This window comes from Pontibacter sp. GD7 (assembly GCF_058216375.1).
Map to the genome: position 1 here is coordinate 12,395 of NZ_JBYZMP010000005.1, position 18,748 is coordinate 31,142.

Below are 18,748 nucleotides of genomic sequence, written 5' to 3' on the forward strand. Positions count from 1 at the left end.
ATTGTTCAAATTTATTGGAATAGTTCTAAAAATACAGCAATCCTAAGCATTTAGCCCTGTCTGCTATATTTCCTAGCTAATATAGCAGGATGAATGCATGTTCAGCAAGTGTTAGTTCAAATTTTTATGTGATTTTTTTAAGTGTTAAAACATTGGTTATAACTATATTAAGTTTTGCAGCAAATGCTTCAACGGCAAAGTTTGCTGCAAAAGTAGCGTTTGTGTAATAATTACGTTGCAGAATAATGCAATCCAGGATATTGCACTGTTGAAGAAAGAATGTTTAGTTGCGTGGCTCCAGGTGTTCAGATTTGTCTGGTAGCTTTTCCTGTTGCCACGGAAATTTACCTTCCAGCTCTACCTGCAGCGAAAGGCTTAGGAAAGTTCTGATAAGTACGATGAGGCCAAGTATGATTACTTTCTCCATGGTTGGTTCGGTTACCACCGTTGCAATGATGTCAGCGGCTACCAAAATCTCCAGACCCAAAAGTATAGCCTTGCCCAGGTCCTGGCGTAGTTGCTTATAAGATTTTGTTTTGGAGTTCCAGATAGGCAGGAAAAAGCGTAGAAATGCCGCAAACGCACCAAGCGAGATGATGATAACCCCAATGGCCTCTATGATCTGGGCCGTAAACTCGATGTAGTGACGTAAGTGCTCCATGTATGGCTAAGCTTATCCACAGAAACGGTTAAAACACATACTGGTTTTAAATACTATACCTTCAAGCAGACTTCTCTAAGGTTTACTGCACTTAAAAATTATCTCCCTCTGCCCGTCGCCGAGCCGGTTTCGCTCTGCTACTGGCACATGCTGGCGGTAATCGATTTTTTCCACCACAAAACCTTGTCTGGCAAGTCTGTCGCCAAAGTCCTGGCCATGCAGCCTGCACAGGTCAGCCTCCCCGTAATGTTTCAGCCGTTCCTCAGCCGTCAGTAGGCCGGGTTTCTCTAAAGTATGAGGCAGCGTGGGATGGAGCAGGGTAAGTATAAGGGCAGTGCCCTGCGGAGTAAGTACACGCTTTAATTCCTGAATTGCCTTTGCCTCGTCGGGCACATGGCCAAGCACATGCGAGCAGATGATCAGGTTGAAATAATTATCCGGGTAGGGGATGTCTGTAATGTCAACGGTATAATGCGCCAGGGCTGGGTTAATGTCAGCATCAATGTAAGTGATATCCAGTTGACTGAGTTTGTGATAAAGACAGGGCTCCGGTGCAAAGTGCAATACCTTCAGGTGCTTCTGGAACACCTGTGTCTCGTTTTGCAAGTATAAATCCAGCAGGCGGGTCCTTTCTAAAGAGCCGCAGTAGGGGCAGGCAGCGTTCAGTCGTTTTACATTGCCTTTTGGCAAAAACTTCCGGAAGCTTTTGCCACAGCAGTTGCAATGAAACCGGTTACCGAAATAGAACGGTGACACCACCTTGCGCAGGTGCTGCCGGATCTCAACCCTTGTTTTTTCGGTAAGTATGCGCTTGTATAAGCTTTTGATCATATGCGGGCAATGTGGTTTTTCTGAAGTGGAGCCTTTAACAAGTAATATAGGTACTCTGATTTGATAAGCTGTGCAATTGGTTTTGTGCTGCCCTCGACGGGCATACGGTGCAGATGAAAGGGACTCACATCATCTTTTAAGCCGGATATGCCAAACGACAGCTTACATGCCGCTTCGGAATGCAGCCACTGTATAAACTTCATACTTACACCGTCATCACTGAACGGAAAAGAGAAGTACCTTTCCCGGATGCCCAGCTTTTCCTCTAAGTATGCAAAACTCTGGTGTACCTGCTTTTTCTGTTCTTCCGGCGGTATTGTTTTAAACAAGGGGTGATCTATACTATGGGAGCCAAACGTAATGCCCCGATGCTGCAGATCTTTTATATGAGCAGTGGTCAGGTATGGTTGCTCCTGTTTCAGGTAATCTTCAAAATCGAGGTCCAGGATGTTGCCGATCTGTTCGATCAGGGGTTGATCGTGGTAGCCTAAAGCAAGCAACTGACGTTGTAGCTGTGCATTTGGCAGGTTAGGGTTACCAAAACAAGTAGCTATATTTTCCAGTGTTGCTCTGTCCTGTGTGGCTTTTAACCTTTCGAGTATAAGGCTGACTTTATAGCGGAAAAAGAGTCCTGTATTATCCACGAAACCGGAGTTAAGAAAAACCGTGGCAGGTATACCTTTTTGCTCTAAAATTGGGGCTACCAAAGTATAAATTTCCTTGAGCCCATCATCAAATGTCAGGTGAAACACCGGTTTCGCGGACGATCTTTGGCCTGAAACGATCTGGTACAACTCTTCTGCGGATACAGGCTGGTAATGCCTGCAGAAAAACTCCAGGTCCTGGGTAAAAAGCCTAGTATTGCGCAGGGTGTACAGATTTGCAATGTGCGGCAGCCTTTTGTCGCTTACCGTGTGGTAAAAAGGCAACAACACTGCACGGTTCGTTATGCTGATAAGACTGCGCATAGGAGCCCACCAGTGAAATTGGCCAAGAAAACTACGGATGTGCTGCTGCATAAGTCTTTTCCTGCAAAGTATACCTGAGCTACAGATTAGCTGCCATAACAGATGTTGGTTCGACTTTAAAAGTACAAATTTCTTTTTTCATGCTGGTACAGGCAGGCTAAAAACAACAAAGCCAGACGCTGCATAGGTCTGGCTCTGTTACTTATGATAAAGTATAAACTTAGTCGATGATGTCGAAAAGGCGGTTCCAGCGTATCTTGCTCAGGAAGCTGCCATTCGGGTCTGTAGACATCCAGATCATCACGGCCTTACCCACAATGTGATCTGCAGGCACAAAGCCCCAGTAACGCGAGTCAAGGGAGTTATGGCGGTTATCACCCATCATAAAGTAGTAATCCTGCTTAAAAGTATACTGGCTTACTTCTTTTCCATCGATGTAGAGTTTACCGTCGCGTACTTCGGCGTTGTCGTTGTGCTCATACTTTAGAATGGCACGCTCGTAAAGTGGCAGCGTTTTCTCGTTTATAGCCACTGTGGCACCCTCTTTAGGAATATACAGCGGACCAAAGTTGTCCTTGTTCCAGTCATACTTGCTTGGCACGTGCGGGAATACCTCCGGGTCGGCTTTGCCGGGGATGTCTTTCAGCAACATGGTTTCCTTCACGAAATCCAGCGACTCCAGCGCTTTTGCTTTTTCAGGGGATGTATCGATCACGTAGCCTCCCTGCCAGCGTGTAACATCTGTAATATCACGGTCCAGGAAGAACTTCTCGTTCAGGATGTTGTCCGTTGAAAGGAAGTATTTATACTGCATCTGCCCTGGGTTTTCGACTGCCTTGCCATTAATGTACACCTGCATGTCGCGGATGGCGATGGTGTCGCCGGCAATACCGATGGCGCGTTTAATGTAGTTGGTGCGCAGGTCGGCAGGGTGCATGTCCTCTGGCGGGTAATTGAATACTACCACATCGCCACGCTCAACATCAGAAAAACCCGGCAAGCGGTATGAGTTCAGCTGTATGGCATCGGAGTATGAAGGGATGTTGGTGCCCCAGATAGTCTGGTGCGTCAGCGGAACCTGCAGCGGCGTCATGGGTGTGCGCGGACCGTAGTGCAGCTTGCTCACAAACAGAAAGTCGCCTACCAACAGGGATTTCTCCATGGAAGGGGTAGGGATGGTATAGGCCTCAAACGTTGCCCAACGGATAAGGCTGGCCGCGATAACGGCAAAAAGTATGGCATCACCCCACTCGCGGGCAAAGCTTTTCTTCTTTTTAGGTTCTTTGGCTACAGGTTTTTTCTCCCAGAATTTTACGTTCATCAGTAAGTTCTATGGTTACAGGTTAAGCATGTCTTTCATGCCGTAAACGCCCTGGCGGCCAGCAAGCCACTCAGCGGCCATAACGGCACCTTCGGCAAAGCCAGCGCGGCTATGGGCAATGTGCCCCAGCTCGATCTGGTCAACCTCAGAGCTATAGGTAACAATGTGTGTGCCCACTACATCCGGCTCACGCTCCGAAGCAATGTTTAATTTACCTTTTTCCTCCGGATTATCAGCAACCCAGCCGCTTAAATCTTTAAAGCTGGCAAGTATACCCTCAGCTGCCGTAATACCGGTGCCGCTTGGCTTGTCAACTTTCTGCAGGTGGTGTATCTCCCGGATGGCCACTTCATACTCTTTGTACTCCTGCATTTTGCTGGCAATGTACTCATTGAAGTGGAAGAACAGGTTTACACCTACGCTATAGTTTGATGCATAAAAGAAAGCGCCTTTGTTCTGCTCGCAAAGCTGCTTTGCCTCGTCAAATTTCTCGAGCCAGCCTGTAGAACCCGAAACTACCGGAATACCGTTGCTAAGGCAGTAGGAGATATTGCCAAAGGCAGCCTCCGGGTGTGTAAACTCGATGGCTGCATCAGTGTTGCTACTGTTGTAGTTTTTTAGCTCCTCAGCGTTGTGGTGGTCTATTTTGCCAACAATCTCATGGCCTTTGGCCAGGGCCATCTGCTCAATGGTTTTGCCCATTTTGCCATAGCCGATCAAAAGTATTTTCATCGTTTGTTAGAATATAAAACAAGCGTTAAGCCAGGAGCCATACTGTACGAATTCCCTCGCACTGGTAAAAGGTCCGGCTGAACGCGCAGCGAAAGGTCTTCGCTTATATCAAAGTCTTTAAGATGTGCGTGTACGTAAGCTTCTGCAATGTTTAACCCATAAGCCACCACAGACAGCATAATGGTCAGGTCGCGGTTACGGCGGTAGAAGTCACGGCTAAAGCGCAGGTTCTCTGTTCCGCGCGGGTTGTTCAGGCCATAAATCCTGTCGTCCACGTATTTATCGGTTTCTTTGCGGCTTCTCTGGTTCAGGGCCTGCCTGAAATCCTGGTACTTCTCGTTATTGACTATCAAGAAATAGCCGAGCACAGCTCCTGTGGCGTAAATGATCGGTACTTTCCAGTATGCCTTGTTGTAAACCTGACCTGCACCGGGTATCACGGCTGAAAACAATGCTGCCCGTGCCGGCCTGTCCCAGGTATCCAGAAAAAAAGTTTTCTGAACAGCTGAGTCCGGAAGCGGAACCTGTATTTGCGTGGTGTCCGGGCCTGCCGTAACACGCTGCGCCGACGCAGGTGCAGGGGCAAAGTATAAAAGTATACCTAACAGAATTGCCGCAAGACCAAGGTTTTGCTTCATCGAGCTTAGTAGTTTAGGATCTCTAAAATACGGTTCAGCTCATCAACAGAAACAAAAGGGATCTTGATCTCACCTTTGCCATCGTTGTTTGCCTTTACCTGAATTTTAGTGCCGAACTGTGATGTCAGTTTAGACTCTACCGTTTTCAGTTCATCCTCATACTTGTTAAACTGAAGCTTTTGCTGCGCATCCGGTTTCTTCTTGGCATTCTGCAGGTTACGCACCAGTTCCTCTACCTTGCGCACCGATAGCTCCTTGGTCACAACCTCTTTAAACACATCCAACTGCTGCTCAATAGTGTCGATGTTGATCAGGGCGCGGGCATGGCCCATGCTGATCACGTTGTCACGCAAAGCGATCTGGATATCAGGTGGCAATTTAAGCAGGCGCAGGTAGTTGGTTACCGTTGTGCGCTTCTTGCCCACACGGTCGCCTAGTTCCTCCTGTTTCAGGCTGCACTCGGTTAGCAAGCGCTGGTAGGAGAGGGCAATCTCGATGGCATTCAGGTTCTCGCGCTGGATGTTCTCGATCAGTGCCATTTCCAGCATCTGCTGGTCGTCGGCTTTACGGATGTAAGCCGGTATGGTGGTTAGGCCAGCAATTTTGGCTGCCTGGTAACGGCGCTCACCGGAGATCAGCTGGAAGCTGTTCTGGTCCAGCTGGCGAACGGTAATGGGCTGAATGATGCCCTGTATCTTAATAGACTCTGCCAACTCCTCCAAAGCCGCCTGGTCGAAATGCGTGCGGGGCTGGTAGGGGTTGGTCTGGATCTGGTTAATGGCTATATCTGCGATAGTATTAACTTCGTTAGCGGTGGTTGATGACTCAGTTTTTCCAGTATACTTGTTGCCCTCCAGTAGAGAGCCCAGGCCTCTGCCGAGGCCGCCTTTGCGTTTAGCTGCTGAATTCTTGTTGTCTGACATGTAATCGTAATGTGTTATTTCGCCAGCACGACGCTGTTCTTCTCTGCAATCTCGCGTGCCAGGTTCAGGTAACTCAGGGCGCCTTTGCTTTCTGCATCGTGCAGCAGGGCCGGTATACCAAAGCTAGGCGATTCGCTCAACTTCACGTTTCTAGGTATTATCGTGTCGAAAACCATTTGCTGGAAGTGCGTTTTCACCTCTTCCACCACCTGGTTGCTCAGGCGCAGGCGCACGTCATACATCGTTAACAGAATGCCCTCAATGGCCAGTTCCGTGTTCAGACGCGATTGTATGATCTTGATCGTGTTCAGGAGCTTACCCAAACCCTCCAAGGCAAAATACTCGCACTGCACCGGTATCACCACAGAATCGGCGGCTGTAAGCGAGTTTACCGTGATAAGACCAAGCGACGGAGAGCAGTCGATGATGATGTAATCATACTTGTCTTTCAATGGCTTAAGTGCCTCACGCATTTTCTCCTCACGGTTGGGCACATCGATCATCTCTACCTCGGCACCTACCAGGTCGATGTGCGACGGGATAAGGTCCAGGTACTCGATGTTTGGCGACTGTAGGATGATGTCTTCTACCTTTACATCCTCTACCATGCACTCGTAAATGCTGGTGGTGATGGTGGCAGGGTCGAAGCCAAGGCCCGACGTGGCATTAGCCTGCGGGTCTGCGTCTACTAGAAGTGTTTTATACTCTAAAGCTGCTAAACTGGCGGCAAGGTTAATGGCCGTTGTGGTCTTGCCCACGCCACCTTTCTGGTTTGCAACTGCAATAATTTTTCCCATTCTAAAACTATAGGTTAATTGTCTGACCTATTTCCATCAAAATAAGTTCTTTATCGGCCATCTTGGCTACTTCCTGCACTTCCTCGTGGTCTATCTGGATGTAAGGGAAGGTATCGTAATGCATGCCGATCACTTTATCCACCTGCACAAAATCGGCGGCGATCATGGCATCGTGTATGTCCATGGTAAAGTTATCGCCGATTGGCAGCAGGGCAAAATCTACGTCAAACTGCTCTGGTATAAGCTTCATGTCGTAGGTAAGGGCGGTGTCGCCGGCGTAGTAGAACGTCTTGCCCTCGGTTTCTACCACAAAGCCTGCCGCAGGTCCGCCATTTGCTCCATCCGGCAAAGTGCTGGAGTGCACGGCAGTCACCATCTTTACCGTACCGAACGGCAGGGTAACTTTGCCTCCGACATTCATCGGGTGCACCTTCTCGATGCCCTTTTCGCCATACCAGCTCGTGATTTCGAAAGCGGCTACAATGGTACTGTTATTGTTCCTGGCTATCTGCTCTGCGTCATGCACGTGGTCCTGGTGGCCATGCGACAGCAGGATGTAATCAGCCTTTATATCGTCTACGTTTATACTTGAGGCCAGCTCGTTAGGGGAGATGAACGGGTCGAATAAAACGCGGTTTTCTCCGATTTCGAATAAGAAGCAAGATTGTCCGTAGTACGTTATTTTCATAATCTGATTAATTTAGTGCTTATTTACTAACGCAAGATACCTTAAACTTGCACAAAGATACATTTTTTTAGCCATAAAGATTGATGCAAATCAGAACTCTCAGCCTTTTTTTATCCACCGTTTTACTAACATTTTTCTCGTGCTCCGAGGCCGAAAAAGATGCGTCCGGCAAGAAGGTTTTCCACTATAACCAACCCGAGGCACTTACCTCCCTGGACCCTGCCTTTGCCCGAAACCAGGCCAACATCTGGGCCACCACCCAGCTGTATAACGGCCTTGTGGAGCTGGATCAGGAACTTAAAACCGGGCCTGCCATAGCCAAAAGCTGGGTGGTGTCGGAGGATGGCCGTGCTTATACTTTCCATTTAAGAGATGATGTATACTTTCATGATAACGAGGTTTTTAAAGGCGGTAAAGGGCGCAAGGTAACTGCTAAGGATTTTGAGTATAGCTTTGAGCGCATTGTAGACCCGGCAACGGCCAGCACTGGTGCCTGGGTGTTCAACGACAAGGTTTTAACGGATGCTTCGGGAGCCATTTCCGACACGGCATTCCTGGCTGTAAATGACTCCACTTTCAAAGTATACCTCAACGAACCATTCATTGCCTTCCTGGAAATACTAACGATGCCTTATGCCTTTGTAGTACCCCGCGAGGCGGTAGAGAAGTATGGCAAAGACTTCAGGGCAAACCCAGTGGGTACGGGACCTTTCCAGTTTAAGCTTTGGGATGAGGGCAACGCCATTGTGATGCACAAGAACCCACGCTACTGGAAAAAAGACGAGCAGGGCAAACAGCTTCCTTACCTGGATGCGGTGCAGGTTTCGTTTATCACTGACAAGAAATCGGAGTTCCTGACCTTTATGCAGGGTAAACTGGATTTCCTGTCAGGTATAAAAGAAGGCTCCCGGGATATGATTCTGAATAATGACGGAACGATACAGGAAGAGTTTAAAGATAAGTTTACGGTACAGAAGGTACCCTACCTGAACACCGAGTACATTGGCTTCCAACTGGACCCGGCCAATCTGAAAGAGCCAAATCCTGCATCAGACAAACGTGTGCGCCAGGCCCTGAACTATGCCATAAATAAAAAGGAGATGATCGCATATTTCCGCAATAACCTGGGGATACCGGGGCATTCGGGCATGGTGCCGCCATCGCTGCCATCGTTTAGCGAAGAGGCTGTGCCGGGCTATAGCTATGACCCACAGAAGGCCCGTGACCTGCTGCAGGCAGTCGGTTATACTGCGCAAAAGCCGCTGCAAATGCGCCTGAGTACGGTGGCAGAACACAAAGAACTGGCCGAGTACATGCAGAAGAAGTGGGCAGAGATAGGGGCCAGGGTACAGATCGACATTAACCAGGCACCTGCGCACCAGGAGATGGTGGATAACGGACGCGCTGCTTTCTTTATGAAGTCGTGGCTGGGCGATTACCCGGATGCAGAGAACTACCTGTCGCTGTTTTACAGTAAGAACTTCTCACCGGCAGGCCCTAACAAAACCCATTTCAAAAGCGCCGAGTTTGACCGCCTGTACGAAAGAGCCAAACTGGAGCGTGATGTGCAGAAACGCTGGGACCTGTACCACCAGATGGACAGAATTGTGGTGGAAGAAAGCCCTGTGATCGTGCTGTTTTACGATGAAGTTATCCGACTGACACAGAACAATATCAAAGGCCTTAAAGCCAACCCGATGAATACCCTGAATCTGGAAAGGGTGCAGAAGCTGTAAAGTATAAATGAATCACTTCTGTCATTTCGACCTTCGGGAGAAATCTGGATTATATCATAGCCCCGGAATATTTCATATTTCACACATGGTTGGGAATGAAAGTAAAGTATAAAGCAGCAGCGGCCGGAAGTATAAATTTACGGCCGCTGCTGCTTTATACTTTATCTGATACAAGTTGTGATGTATGATAAACCATGCAGGTGTAAACACACCCCTGCACCCCTCTCTTAGAAGAGGGCCCCTACCCCCAGAGGGGAATTTAACCTTCCCTTACTGCTGATTCGGACATCCTTGTCCAGATCTTTTTCTGCTGCGGACTTCCTAGTCCGTACATTACAGTAATTTGGGGATTAGGAAATCCCCGGCAGAAAGCTTCCGGACTAAGAAGTCCGAAAGAGCTTCCCCCTTAAATTGACGGCATTGGGTGTAAACACACCCCTGCACCACTCTCAAGAGGGGCTACGCTTAGGACACAAGTATAAAATTCCTATCTACCACGAGTTGAAAACTCGCGGCAGGAATAACAGCGAATAAGAACGTGTGTCCTAATCGTAGCTCAAGAGGGGATTTCGTGCACGAGCAACGTTCCCCGCTTCTGGCTTAGCTAAAATGAGCGTTTTGAGCTAGCAAGCGCAGGTTTATTTAGAGGTGGGTTAACCGCAACTAGAGTTATTTATTTTTCAATGTCCATTTCTGGTAGTCTTTAAAGTAGTTGGCATCCCAGTAGTTATACCTTGGGATCACTGTGGTCTCCAGCCTGCGCTTAAAGTCTTCGAAGTTCTTTTGTTTGGGGTTGGTCCAAAGCGCCTCACTCAGGGCCGTCATTCTCGGGAAGATCATGTATTCCACCTGCTCAACTGTCGGGATGTACTCTGTCCAGACATTGCCCTGGGCGCCCAGGATATACTTTGCTTCCGGTTTCCCTTGTAATACAGCAGGTATAGGGTTGTAGTTGTACACAGCATCAAGCGGGTTGTAGCCGGGTATCTGCAAACTGTCCGCCTTCGATTTGGACTGGTACAGGTTAAAGTATAGCGGGTTCATGGGCGTCATGATCACAGGGTGGTGCAGCATGGCGGCTTCAACACCTTTTTTATCATCGGCCCAGTTCATGATAATAGCCGTTGTATCCAGTTTGCCTTCCAGTATCTCGTGCCAGCCAACAATATTCTTGTTCTTTTGGGCCAGGTAATCCGCCACCTGCTTTACAAAGTATGTCTGCAAGCCTTTTTCATCCTTCAGGTTGTGCTGTTTTATAAAGGTCTGCGCCTGCGGACTTGCTTTCCACCATTTCTTACTTGTTTCGTCGCCGCCGATGTGGATGTAGGGTGACGGGAACAGATTGGCTACTTCTTCAAACACCGTTTTCAGAAACTTGAAAGTCTCAGGTCGTGGAGCCAGTACGTTGTTTTGACGATTGTACATGCCCCAGGTATAAGCCACGTTCCAGGTGGTGTCGGGGTGGGTGCTAAATTCAGGGTAAGCGGCTATGGTGGCGCGGCTGTGCCCCGGAATATCGATTTCTGGAATGATGGTGATACCGCGCACCTGTGCATACTTTATCACTTCCTTTACCTCTTCCTGTGTAAAGAAACCGCCGTAGCGTTCGGGGTTATACTTTACGGGTTTGTCAAAGAAGTGCCCGATCAGGGTGGAGTCGCGCCATGAGCCGATGGAGTTTAGCTTTGGGTAGCTTTTGATCTCGATGCGCCAGCCCTGGTCGTCGGTCAGGTGCCAGTGGAAGGTGTTGAACTTATGAAAAGCCAGGTAATCGATATACTTTTTAATGAACTCCAGCGGGAAAGTATGGCGCACTACATCCAGGTGCATGCCCCGGTACGAAAACTGCGGATAATCCACAATTTTAACTGGCTCAATATGAAAATCCTTTTCTTTTTCGAGCGGCACCAACTGCATGAATGTCTGTATGGCATAAACGATCCCGTTTATATCCTGCGCTTTCAGTGTAACAGTGCCGTTACCGGCCTCTAAAACATACATTTCCTTTCGGTTGGCGGCTACAGGGTCGTGCTGGAGAATAATGGCGCTTTTGGTTCTCTGACTTTTGTCTAATGGTGCTATACTTAAGTTTTGCCCAGTCTGTGTTAGCAGCAATTCCTTCAGGTACACTGCCTGCGCAGCAAAGGCCTTGTCGTACAGGATCACGGTTTTATGGTCTATCTCGGTACGCTTCTGGTTTAGTACAACAACCTGCTGCGGTTTGGGCACGAGGTTCAGGGCGGCCTGTGCAATGCAAGTATGGTAAACGGTGAGCATGGCAACAGCCAGCATCAGCCGGAGAGAGGTCTTTTTCATAGTTTAAATTATTTCCTTCAAAATTAAAGTAATTAACCCATACAATTGAATCTGGTTGTCTTTTAAGAATTTAGAAAAAAAATATTTTTCCAGGGCAACGCTTTTACCACCCTGCCTGTCTTGCTATCAAACAGGGACTTGCAGCTTGTGTTGCGGCACTGTTACATGCTAGCTAAACCTAATTATTACCAAAATAAAACCTATGAAAAAGAAGTATCTTTTCGTAACAGCGGCCCTGGGCCTGACTGTTATGCTGTCTTCCTGTGAAAAAGAAGACATCCTGCCTGGCTCTGAAATAACGCAGCCAGGGCAAAGCACCACACCGGGCAGCACACCTGCTACGCCAGGAACCACGCCACCGGCCAGTACTCCACAGAACGGCACTGGTACGCAGATTACCAGAATTGGCGCACGTACCTTTTCTTATGATGCACAGCAGCGTTTGATAGAGGTAGGGTACACCTACACCGAAAATGACGGATATACTGTAGTTTATGAAGGAAACAAGCCGGTGCGCCTGAACTACAAAGGCGGCAATAACTACATGCTTTATACTTATGCAGGTGATAAAGTGGTAGAAGCCAAATCATACTATGGTGAGAACAAAGTGAACTACCATTATACATTTGAGTATAACGGTGACCTGTTGGTAAAGCAAACGCAGTTAAGTTACGCTACCAGTGATCAGGGGCGTTTGAATGTGGTAAATTATGAGTACAGCCCAGCCGGAAACCTGGTAAAGCTTACCACTGCATGGTCTGCCAGCAATAGGGTAGAGGACCTGGGCCAGCCTTCTGTGATCACGTTTGGCAATTTCGACAACCGCCAGCACCCGGAGGCATTTATCGCCAACAGCATGTTCTTCCTGCCAGGTGTGCAGTTGTTCCAGAATAATCCTGGCTACCGGGACCCGGGCACTGGCAAAGAGATGTATGCTTATACTTTCAACGATAAAGGATACCCGGTGCAGCGCCAGACCAAACTGGAAGTATACCCGCACGTGCAGCCACACCTGGATGGCTATGAATACAGGTAATACCGCAATCCAGGCAATGTGACGACTTAATATAAAAAGGGCAGCAAATATTTGCTGCCCTTTTCGCTTTACCTGGTATGTTTAGAACCGTTTGCCCGGCTCATTTGGCTGATTGCCCGGACCTGGTTTGTTCTTTGATGCGTTAGGATCAAGTTTGTTTATCTCAACGTCTGTTTTGCGCTCTGTGCCGCGTATGGTTTCTTCACGCTGCTCCACCTCTTTGCCTAACCTGACTTCCTCCACCACGCGGGCTTCCTTGTTCACGATTGGCTTTTCGGCATGCTCGGTCATGGTAATCTCGCCTTCTTTAAAGCTGGCAAGGTCTTTATCGCTGGCAGGTCTGTTTACCGGTCTTCTTTCAACGTGCACATGCTCTTCACGCAGGCGCAGCTTTTCCTCAACCGGACGCTCAATGATCCTGCTTTTCAGTTGCACACCGCCGGTTTCCACCTCACGCTTGCCTACCTGCATTTTTTCCTCTACCACAGGTATAGACTGGCCTGAATTGGTCCACTTACCTTTTTCGGAGCTTGATAAGCCACGGTACTGGGCAGCACGTTCATTCACGTCAATGGCTCCGCACTTATCCAGTAACTGGGCTGCTTTCTTGGCCTGATCCTGCGATTCGGTGTGCACTGTTACAATAGAGCCGTGCTTGGCCACCTCGTAGTATTTGCTCGATTCCTCCCTGCTGTCGAAAAGCGAATTAAAGAAATCATTGTCTCTTCGCTGGTCGGTGGTTACCTGGTTGGTAGGTCCGCCCATGTTCGGTTGCGATGGACTTGGCCTCTGTTGTGCTTGGGCGCTTGTTTTGTCTTTGGCGCCTCTTACCGCGATGTCTATATTTTTTCCAGGAATGCCGTTCTTTTCAAGCTCTTGTGCTGCCATCTGCGCATCAACGCCATAATCGAAAATTCCTATCACTGTCTGTTTCATAGTATTAGTTTGGTTAAATTGTCAAAAGTATAAAGCATGATTTTCATGCCTGTTGTATAATCTTTTTATCTGTTTTCGGATCTGTTGATCTTTATTTCCTCTTTTCTGAGGCTTACCTGCTGTGGCTGGTGCTTTTCGGTACTGCGCCTGGTAACATGGATCTCCTCTACCAGCACCAGTTTTTTCTGAACCACCAGTTCTTCCTTTAGCACAGGTATGATCATAGTGTCGCCCTCATGGCGAACTTCGGGAGGGGTTTCTACAGGGAGGTTCTTGCTTACGCGGCGCACTTCAATGTCCTCCTGCAACAACGGAACATCAACGGTTACGTCCTCTTCGTGCACTTGCTTGGTAATCTGAACCTTGCCGGTCTCAACTGTCCGGATATCAACATTTAGCTGTTCCTCTACAACGGGAACCGTACTGGTTTCTTCGTTATGCTGTAAGTCTGCTTCTGTGCTTTGCCGGTAGTTTTTGTTGTCTGAGTGTTCTTGTATTTTATCTTTATTATACTTTGAATTCATTATTGATTTGCATATAGTAATATACCTTTACCAAGGTTTTTTGATGAGGTATCTATTATTTTTTACGACCAGGCAGGCGTTGAGTTAAAACATTGTATAAGCTATACTTTGAATAATTCAATTAAAGAAAGTTGTTTTGGTGAGGATACGCTATGTTGCTGTGAACCCTGCAAACTTTTAAGCGAAACAAAATCAGGACAGTTGCAGGGAAAGAGTAAATGATATGAGTATTCTCAGCGTGCTTTGGAAAAGTATGCCTGTTGCCAGCTTAAGATCAGAAATAAATGTTTGGAAAGGATTTGCTGGTGCAACAGTAACAGGTTAATACTTGGGGCAAACTAGTGCCAATCCCAAAGTATAATGTCCCATTTCTCACCAGGCTCAGAGCCGAATTTCAGGATTGACTCAAAACCGACTTTGTAATGGGCATGTACGGAGCGCGTGTTGCGCTGTGCGACACCCGTAACCACATAATCGAAGTATGGCTGCATCTGCTCCCTTAGGTGCTGGTACAAACCGGCAAATACCTGTTGGCCCCTGTACTCTTTTGCCACACATATCTGGCCCATGATAAAGTAAGTGGCTGTATTTAGCGGAATCTCTTTGTAGCTAAGCTCTTCCACCACCTTTATAAGTGGGGTTAAAACAGGCAGCATTTCAGAGAATTCTTTTAGCATGACCAGTGCATAACCTATTACCTGCCCATCTTTTTTCGCGATCACATGCTTATACTTCTGGTTCATTTCTTCCAGCAAAGCCAGCGTGTGCTGTGCCGTCAGGAAGCCCTGGTCGGCCACCTCGTCAGGAGTAAGGCTAGTTTCGCAGTTGAGTGCCTGCAGGTCCAGAATCTGTTGCAGGTCCTGGGAGGTTTGGGCTAATGTGTAGGTTACCATCGTGTACAGCAAATCTCTGGTGCAATATACAAACCTCAAGTATAACCGGAATGGCTGTGTGGTTTAACTTTTTGTTCTCTTGCCGTATTTGCCATTTTAATTACTGGTTTGTGCCTTTTTCCGGCCAAACATTTTGGTTTTCTCCCACTTCTCAAATTTCACGTTTGTATTCTGTATGATAGGGTTTGCGGTTTTAACTGTGGCAGAGCCATCCAAGTATAAGTTTCGTTCTTTTTTGCCGCTAAACAGCTTTGCGAAGAATGCCCTGAACACCTCGCCTATACTTAAGCTGATCGGTACCTTAACTATACTTTGCCCAAGTGGAATGTCGTAGGTGCGGTTGATAGTGCCGCAGGCGTCCAGCAGATTTTCGGCACACAGGTTATAGGTTATATCGCTTACCTCTAAGCCTTTTGAGTTTGCGTTCTGCACCTGTACCAGCGCATTGAACACGATGCCTTTTCTAAAGCCAAAGCCGCGCAGTTTAAGCTTCCGGAGTTCTGTGACAGGCGCTTTAGGTGTCGGTAAATTTACCTGGTTAGAGAACGGCACCCGTTGCTGCCCCAAATCCCCGATGCTAAATGCCAGCATGAATTCCTCTTTAATGCTGATGCTGTCCTTTTCCTGATTAGCCTTTAACAAGCTGCGCCACAGGCCATAGTTTACTTTAATCTGTAACCATCCGGACTGTGTGCCTTCAGGTGGCAATATTTTGTTTACCTCATTCCTTCCAAGGGCTATCACACTATCGGAGTGCGATATTTTAATTGCAAGGCTGTCCACATGTATCTGCACGGGCAATGGGTTCTTTACCTGTACATTCAAATCAACCCAGGCGGTGTCATAGTGTATCGTAACATTGATCGAGTCTATTTTGGTGATGTGCGGCATAAGTTTCTTGCCACCCATGCCTTTGGCCATTTCCAGCACGCCGGTAAATTCCAGGTTAATTTTTGTAGAGCCTAAGATCTTATTGCTGCTCGTTATGTGTGCCGTGGCCTTCAGATCATACTTCCAATCAGTGCTTCCTTGTATGGCTTTGCGCACCAATTGCTTCACATCTTCCGCCGATAACCTGATCGGTACCTCAATTTCTTCTGACGCCCCGGTAATTTTGATAGGGTCTTTAGTTTGCCCTTGCAACAAAATGCCATCGCTTAGTTGCAGTCTGTAATCCAACTGGCGTATTTGCAGGTCGGGTAGGTTAGAGCTGTTTACTTTCAACTTAAGGCCCAGGTAAGCCCCTTTTTCAGGATCAAGCTCGCGCACCTCCAGGCCTGTAACCTGCATGCCGGCCTGTCCGGGCACCGGAACCTGCACTTGCCGCTTCAGCGATATACTTTGTGTTTTGCTAGTGTTGGGCAGGTTGTAGAGCAGGTTTAGTTCTATTTCCAATGGCACTTTTTCCTGGCCCTGCACCTGTTTCATAAAGTTCTGATAAGCGCTTTCATCTATCAGCAGTTCCAATGTCAGGGCCTGGTCGCCGTTTTTAGGAAGCACTTTCTCGAAGTTGCGTTTGCCACGGGCAATCACTTTATTCTTATACTTTACAAAGTATGAGGCGCTGTCTATGTAAAATGGAAAAGGAGAGGGGTTGTGCACCACCACATTTGCTTTTATCCGGGTCTTTTCCTCATTAGAGTCCACATCCAGGCGATTGACCCGCTTCAGTTTTGGTAAGTAATTCCCGCCGCCACCCATGCCGCCAATATCCAGTTCACCAGACTTCTCAACCTGTAAGCTGAAAGAGTCGAAAAGCGGGTGTTGGCTCTGGATCTGGGCCTCTATAGTAGCGTCGTATTTCCAGTTTTTGTCACCGGACAGTTTTTTCTGTATCAGTGAAATGGCATCTGAGGTTGAGAGCTCTAAAGGGATCTCGAGCAATCTGCTGCCTTTCCCGACTGTAAAAGCAGAGTCTACCTGTCCGGCAATATACAGGGTATCTCCCAGGGTGATGTTATACTTGAAGTCATGGATCTCGAGGCCGGGCAGGTCTTTGTTGGAGGCATCTATCCGTAGCAACAAAGAATAGCCGTCTTCTACACTAAAATCCCTCACCTTTATGTCACGAACCTGCATTTCAGGCGATTTAGTGACAGGTACGGTTAATTTTTTGTTGATGGTTATACTTTTTGGGCTGATCAGGGGCAGGTCAAAGAAAATATCCAAAGCCGCATCAATATCAAGACTGTCTTTGCCTTGCTGGTTTCTGATGTGCGCCCGGTATTTCTCAAAGTCCAGCAGCATCTTAAAGTCTACTACCTGGCTTCCCAGTATCGGGAGCGTGTGGTCGGTGGTCATTTGCCCCCAGCCAAGCGTGTCCTGCTTGTCCCTGAATACATAAAATATACTGTCGAGAGAAATAGGGAGCGGCAGCCTGTTTTTGATGTTGACCCCTGATTTGACCTGGGCAGTGTCTTTGGCCAGGTCCAGGTTGATGTACTCCACACCTTCTACTTTTGGGTAGTACTTCTTTGTAACAACATAATAAACCACTACACCAATAAGAGCCAGCAGGAGTATGCCAATAACTATCAAGCAACTTGATTTTTTCCCGGACATTGTTCTTTGCGTTTGTTTGATAAACGCAATTCACAGCTATGCTGTTTAAAATGGCCGCTTTTGGAGCGATGGCTTAATGTTTCTTTTGCTTGTCCTGCAGCAGCGCCATAATGGTGTCATGCAAGCTTTTCTGAAAGGCCTGCAGGGCTTCCGGACCACCTTGCTGGTGCTTTACCTTTTTCACGGCCTTTCCATTTTCATAGAAAGTCAGGTAGGTGCTGGGCCAGTCTGTCCATTGGGTAAGGTAGGCGTCCTGCAGCGAAGTATAATTTAAGGCTGCCAGATCCGATCTAAGTTGCTGCAATGTTTGTTCAGGCATGCAAAGCTGCACGGTGTCGTTCTCAGGCACAGATATATTTCCCCAGGAAACAAGTGTTATACTTCCGTTTTGCATGATGTTGGCCTCGTAAGCAGGGCAGGTGCCATAGCAGGGAGCTTTCTGGAACTGCAGCAAAGGAAGTGCCGGCTGACTACTGTTGCTTTGGCAAGCGGCACTTCCGGCACAGCTGGCCACAAGTATACTTACCCAAATAAGTATGACCGCACCCAGTTGCCTTGTTATGTTAAATAGAAGTATCCGTTTCACTTTTGCCAACTTACTTTGCCTGTACCTTCCTGAATTTGCCGTTCTCGAATACATAGGCTTCCGGGGCGCAGTAGGTACACTCCTGGTAGTTTACGGTAGAGTCGGGGGGATTAACGACAAACAAACGGCTTTCCGGGTTATACTTTGCGCCCAGGCTGCTCTGTACCATATCAAGCACTTTTCCGGTTTCACGGTCCACAACAAAGTGCTGCTGACAGGCGGTGCCACACCCTACGGTAACAACCGTATACTTTCCTGCGAAATTCACACCTTGTTTTAGTCCTTCGTTCAGTGCAGTTCTGAACCTGCCAGCCTCGGTGTGGCTTTTCTCATCGAGCGGGGCCAGTCTGCCTCTGTACATATTGCCCACATCATAATTGCCGCTTTTCTGGTACTTTTCCATAGTGATCTGGTAGCGCTGGTATAGCTCCGGGTTGCGGCCTTCTGTGATCGGCTCAGACACAGAACGGTTCTCCAGTTGTTTTTCCAGTTTAGGGTGTGTTTCGGCAAGGCTGCCTTCCTGGGCATTCTCGCGTTCCTGCTGGCATGCCATACATGCTAATGCCAAAGCCAGGAAGTATAGTTTGGTCGGTTTCATGG

The 18,748-nt window shown here is 47.8% G+C and carries 18 protein-coding genes; 2 read left to right on the forward strand and 16 right to left on the reverse strand.

Going from position 1 to position 18,748, the window contains the following annotated elements; genetic code table 11:
- Nucleotides 1-283: 283 nt before the first annotated feature.
- The 9 genes from AC4BAP_RS09170 to AC4BAP_RS09210 all read right to left on the reverse strand — a co-directional run bounded on the left by AC4BAP_RS09170 (nt 284) and on the right by AC4BAP_RS09210 (nt 7,559).
- Nucleotides 284-661 carry a DUF1622 domain-containing protein gene (locus AC4BAP_RS09170; RefSeq protein ID WP_490582337.1) on the reverse strand — a complete coding sequence of 126 codons (378 nt, stop codon included), beginning with the start codon at nt 659-661 and terminating at the stop codon, nt 284-286.
- A gap of 75 nt (nt 662-736) precedes the next feature.
- On the reverse strand, nt 737-1,492 hold the full coding sequence (locus tag AC4BAP_RS09175) for a class I SAM-dependent methyltransferase (RefSeq protein WP_490582338.1): 756 nt from the start codon (nt 1,490-1,492) through the stop codon (nt 737-739).
- A complete protein-coding gene (locus AC4BAP_RS09180) occupies nt 1,489-2,460 on the reverse strand; it encodes a polysaccharide deacetylase family protein (protein ID WP_490582339.1) in 972 nt (323 codons plus the stop codon). The genes AC4BAP_RS09175 and AC4BAP_RS09180 overlap by 4 nt, the downstream gene beginning before the upstream one ends.
- Nucleotides 2,461-2,680: 220 nt before the next feature.
- Entirely contained in the window at nt 2,681-3,781 is a 1,101-nt protein-coding gene (lepB, locus tag AC4BAP_RS09185; RefSeq protein ID WP_490582340.1) for a signal peptidase I, read from the reverse strand.
- 15 nt (nt 3,782-3,796) lie between these two features.
- Entirely contained in the window at nt 3,797-4,513 is a 717-nt protein-coding gene (dapB, locus tag AC4BAP_RS09190; protein WP_490582341.1) for a 4-hydroxy-tetrahydrodipicolinate reductase, read from the reverse strand.
- Nucleotides 4,510-5,151 carry a DUF5683 domain-containing protein gene (locus AC4BAP_RS09195; RefSeq protein ID WP_490582342.1) on the reverse strand — a complete coding sequence of 214 codons (642 nt, stop codon included), beginning with the start codon at nt 5,149-5,151 and terminating at the stop codon, nt 4,510-4,512. The genes dapB and AC4BAP_RS09195 overlap by 4 nt, the downstream gene beginning before the upstream one ends.
- A gap of 5 nt (nt 5,152-5,156) precedes the next feature.
- On the reverse strand, nt 5,157-6,074 hold the full coding sequence (locus tag AC4BAP_RS09200; RefSeq protein WP_490582343.1) for a ParB/RepB/Spo0J family partition protein: 918 nt from the start codon (nt 6,072-6,074) through the stop codon (nt 5,157-5,159).
- A gap of 14 nt (nt 6,075-6,088) precedes the next feature.
- Nucleotides 6,089-6,871, reverse strand: coding sequence for a ParA family protein (locus AC4BAP_RS09205; protein ID WP_490582344.1), 783 nt, complete (start codon nt 6,869-6,871; stop codon nt 6,089-6,091).
- 7 nt (nt 6,872-6,878) lie between these two features.
- On the reverse strand, nt 6,879-7,559 hold the full coding sequence (locus AC4BAP_RS09210; protein WP_490582345.1) for a metal-dependent hydrolase: 681 nt from the start codon (nt 7,557-7,559) through the stop codon (nt 6,879-6,881).
- Between the two features lie 83 nt (nt 7,560-7,642).
- Here AC4BAP_RS09210 and AC4BAP_RS09215 point away from each other — a divergent pair, with 83 nt between their 5' ends.
- Nucleotides 7,643-9,295 carry an ABC transporter substrate-binding protein gene (locus AC4BAP_RS09215; protein ID WP_490582346.1) on the forward strand — a complete coding sequence of 551 codons (1,653 nt, stop codon included), beginning with the start codon at nt 7,643-7,645 and terminating at the stop codon, nt 9,293-9,295.
- A 669-nt stretch (nt 9,296-9,964) separates the two neighbouring features.
- Here the strand turns inward: AC4BAP_RS09215 and AC4BAP_RS09220 are convergent.
- Nucleotides 9,965-11,611 (reverse strand): beta-N-acetylhexosaminidase, encoded by a 1,647-nt coding sequence (locus AC4BAP_RS09220; protein ID WP_490582347.1) that lies wholly within the window; start codon nt 11,609-11,611, stop codon nt 9,965-9,967.
- 202 nt (nt 11,612-11,813) lie between these two features.
- Between AC4BAP_RS09220 and AC4BAP_RS09225 the strand changes: the two genes are divergently transcribed.
- On the forward strand, nt 11,814-12,647 hold the full coding sequence (locus AC4BAP_RS09225; protein WP_490582348.1) for a hypothetical protein: 834 nt from the start codon (nt 11,814-11,816) through the stop codon (nt 12,645-12,647).
- Between the two features lie 81 nt (nt 12,648-12,728).
- On the opposite strand, the gene AC4BAP_RS09230 is transcribed toward AC4BAP_RS09225, so the two are convergent.
- The 6 genes from AC4BAP_RS09230 to AC4BAP_RS09255 form a co-directional block, all read right to left on the reverse strand.
- Complete coding sequence (locus tag AC4BAP_RS09230) at nt 12,729-13,583, reverse strand: YsnF/AvaK domain-containing protein (protein WP_490582349.1); 855 nt, start codon at nt 13,581-13,583, stop codon at nt 12,729-12,731.
- Between the two features lie 65 nt (nt 13,584-13,648).
- Nucleotides 13,649-14,107 (reverse strand): YsnF/AvaK domain-containing protein, encoded by a 459-nt coding sequence (locus AC4BAP_RS09235; protein WP_490582350.1) that lies wholly within the window; start codon nt 14,105-14,107, stop codon nt 13,649-13,651.
- Nucleotides 14,108-14,445: 338 nt separating this feature from the next.
- Nucleotides 14,446-15,000, reverse strand: a complete 555-nt coding sequence (locus tag AC4BAP_RS09240; RefSeq protein WP_490582351.1) for a GNAT family N-acetyltransferase — start codon at nt 14,998-15,000, stop codon at nt 14,446-14,448.
- A gap of 96 nt (nt 15,001-15,096) precedes the next feature.
- Nucleotides 15,097-17,538, reverse strand: a complete 2,442-nt coding sequence (locus tag AC4BAP_RS09245) for an LEA type 2 family protein (RefSeq protein WP_490582352.1) — start codon at nt 17,536-17,538, stop codon at nt 15,097-15,099.
- Nucleotides 17,539-17,635: 97 nt separating this feature from the next.
- Nucleotides 17,636-18,148, reverse strand: coding sequence for a DUF6438 domain-containing protein (locus AC4BAP_RS09250; RefSeq protein WP_490582353.1), 513 nt, complete (start codon nt 18,146-18,148; stop codon nt 17,636-17,638).
- A 10-nt stretch (nt 18,149-18,158) separates the two neighbouring features.
- Complete coding sequence (locus AC4BAP_RS09255; protein ID WP_490582354.1) at nt 18,159-18,746, reverse strand: hypothetical protein; 588 nt, start codon at nt 18,744-18,746, stop codon at nt 18,159-18,161.
- Nucleotides 18,747-18,748: the final 2 nt, after the last annotated feature.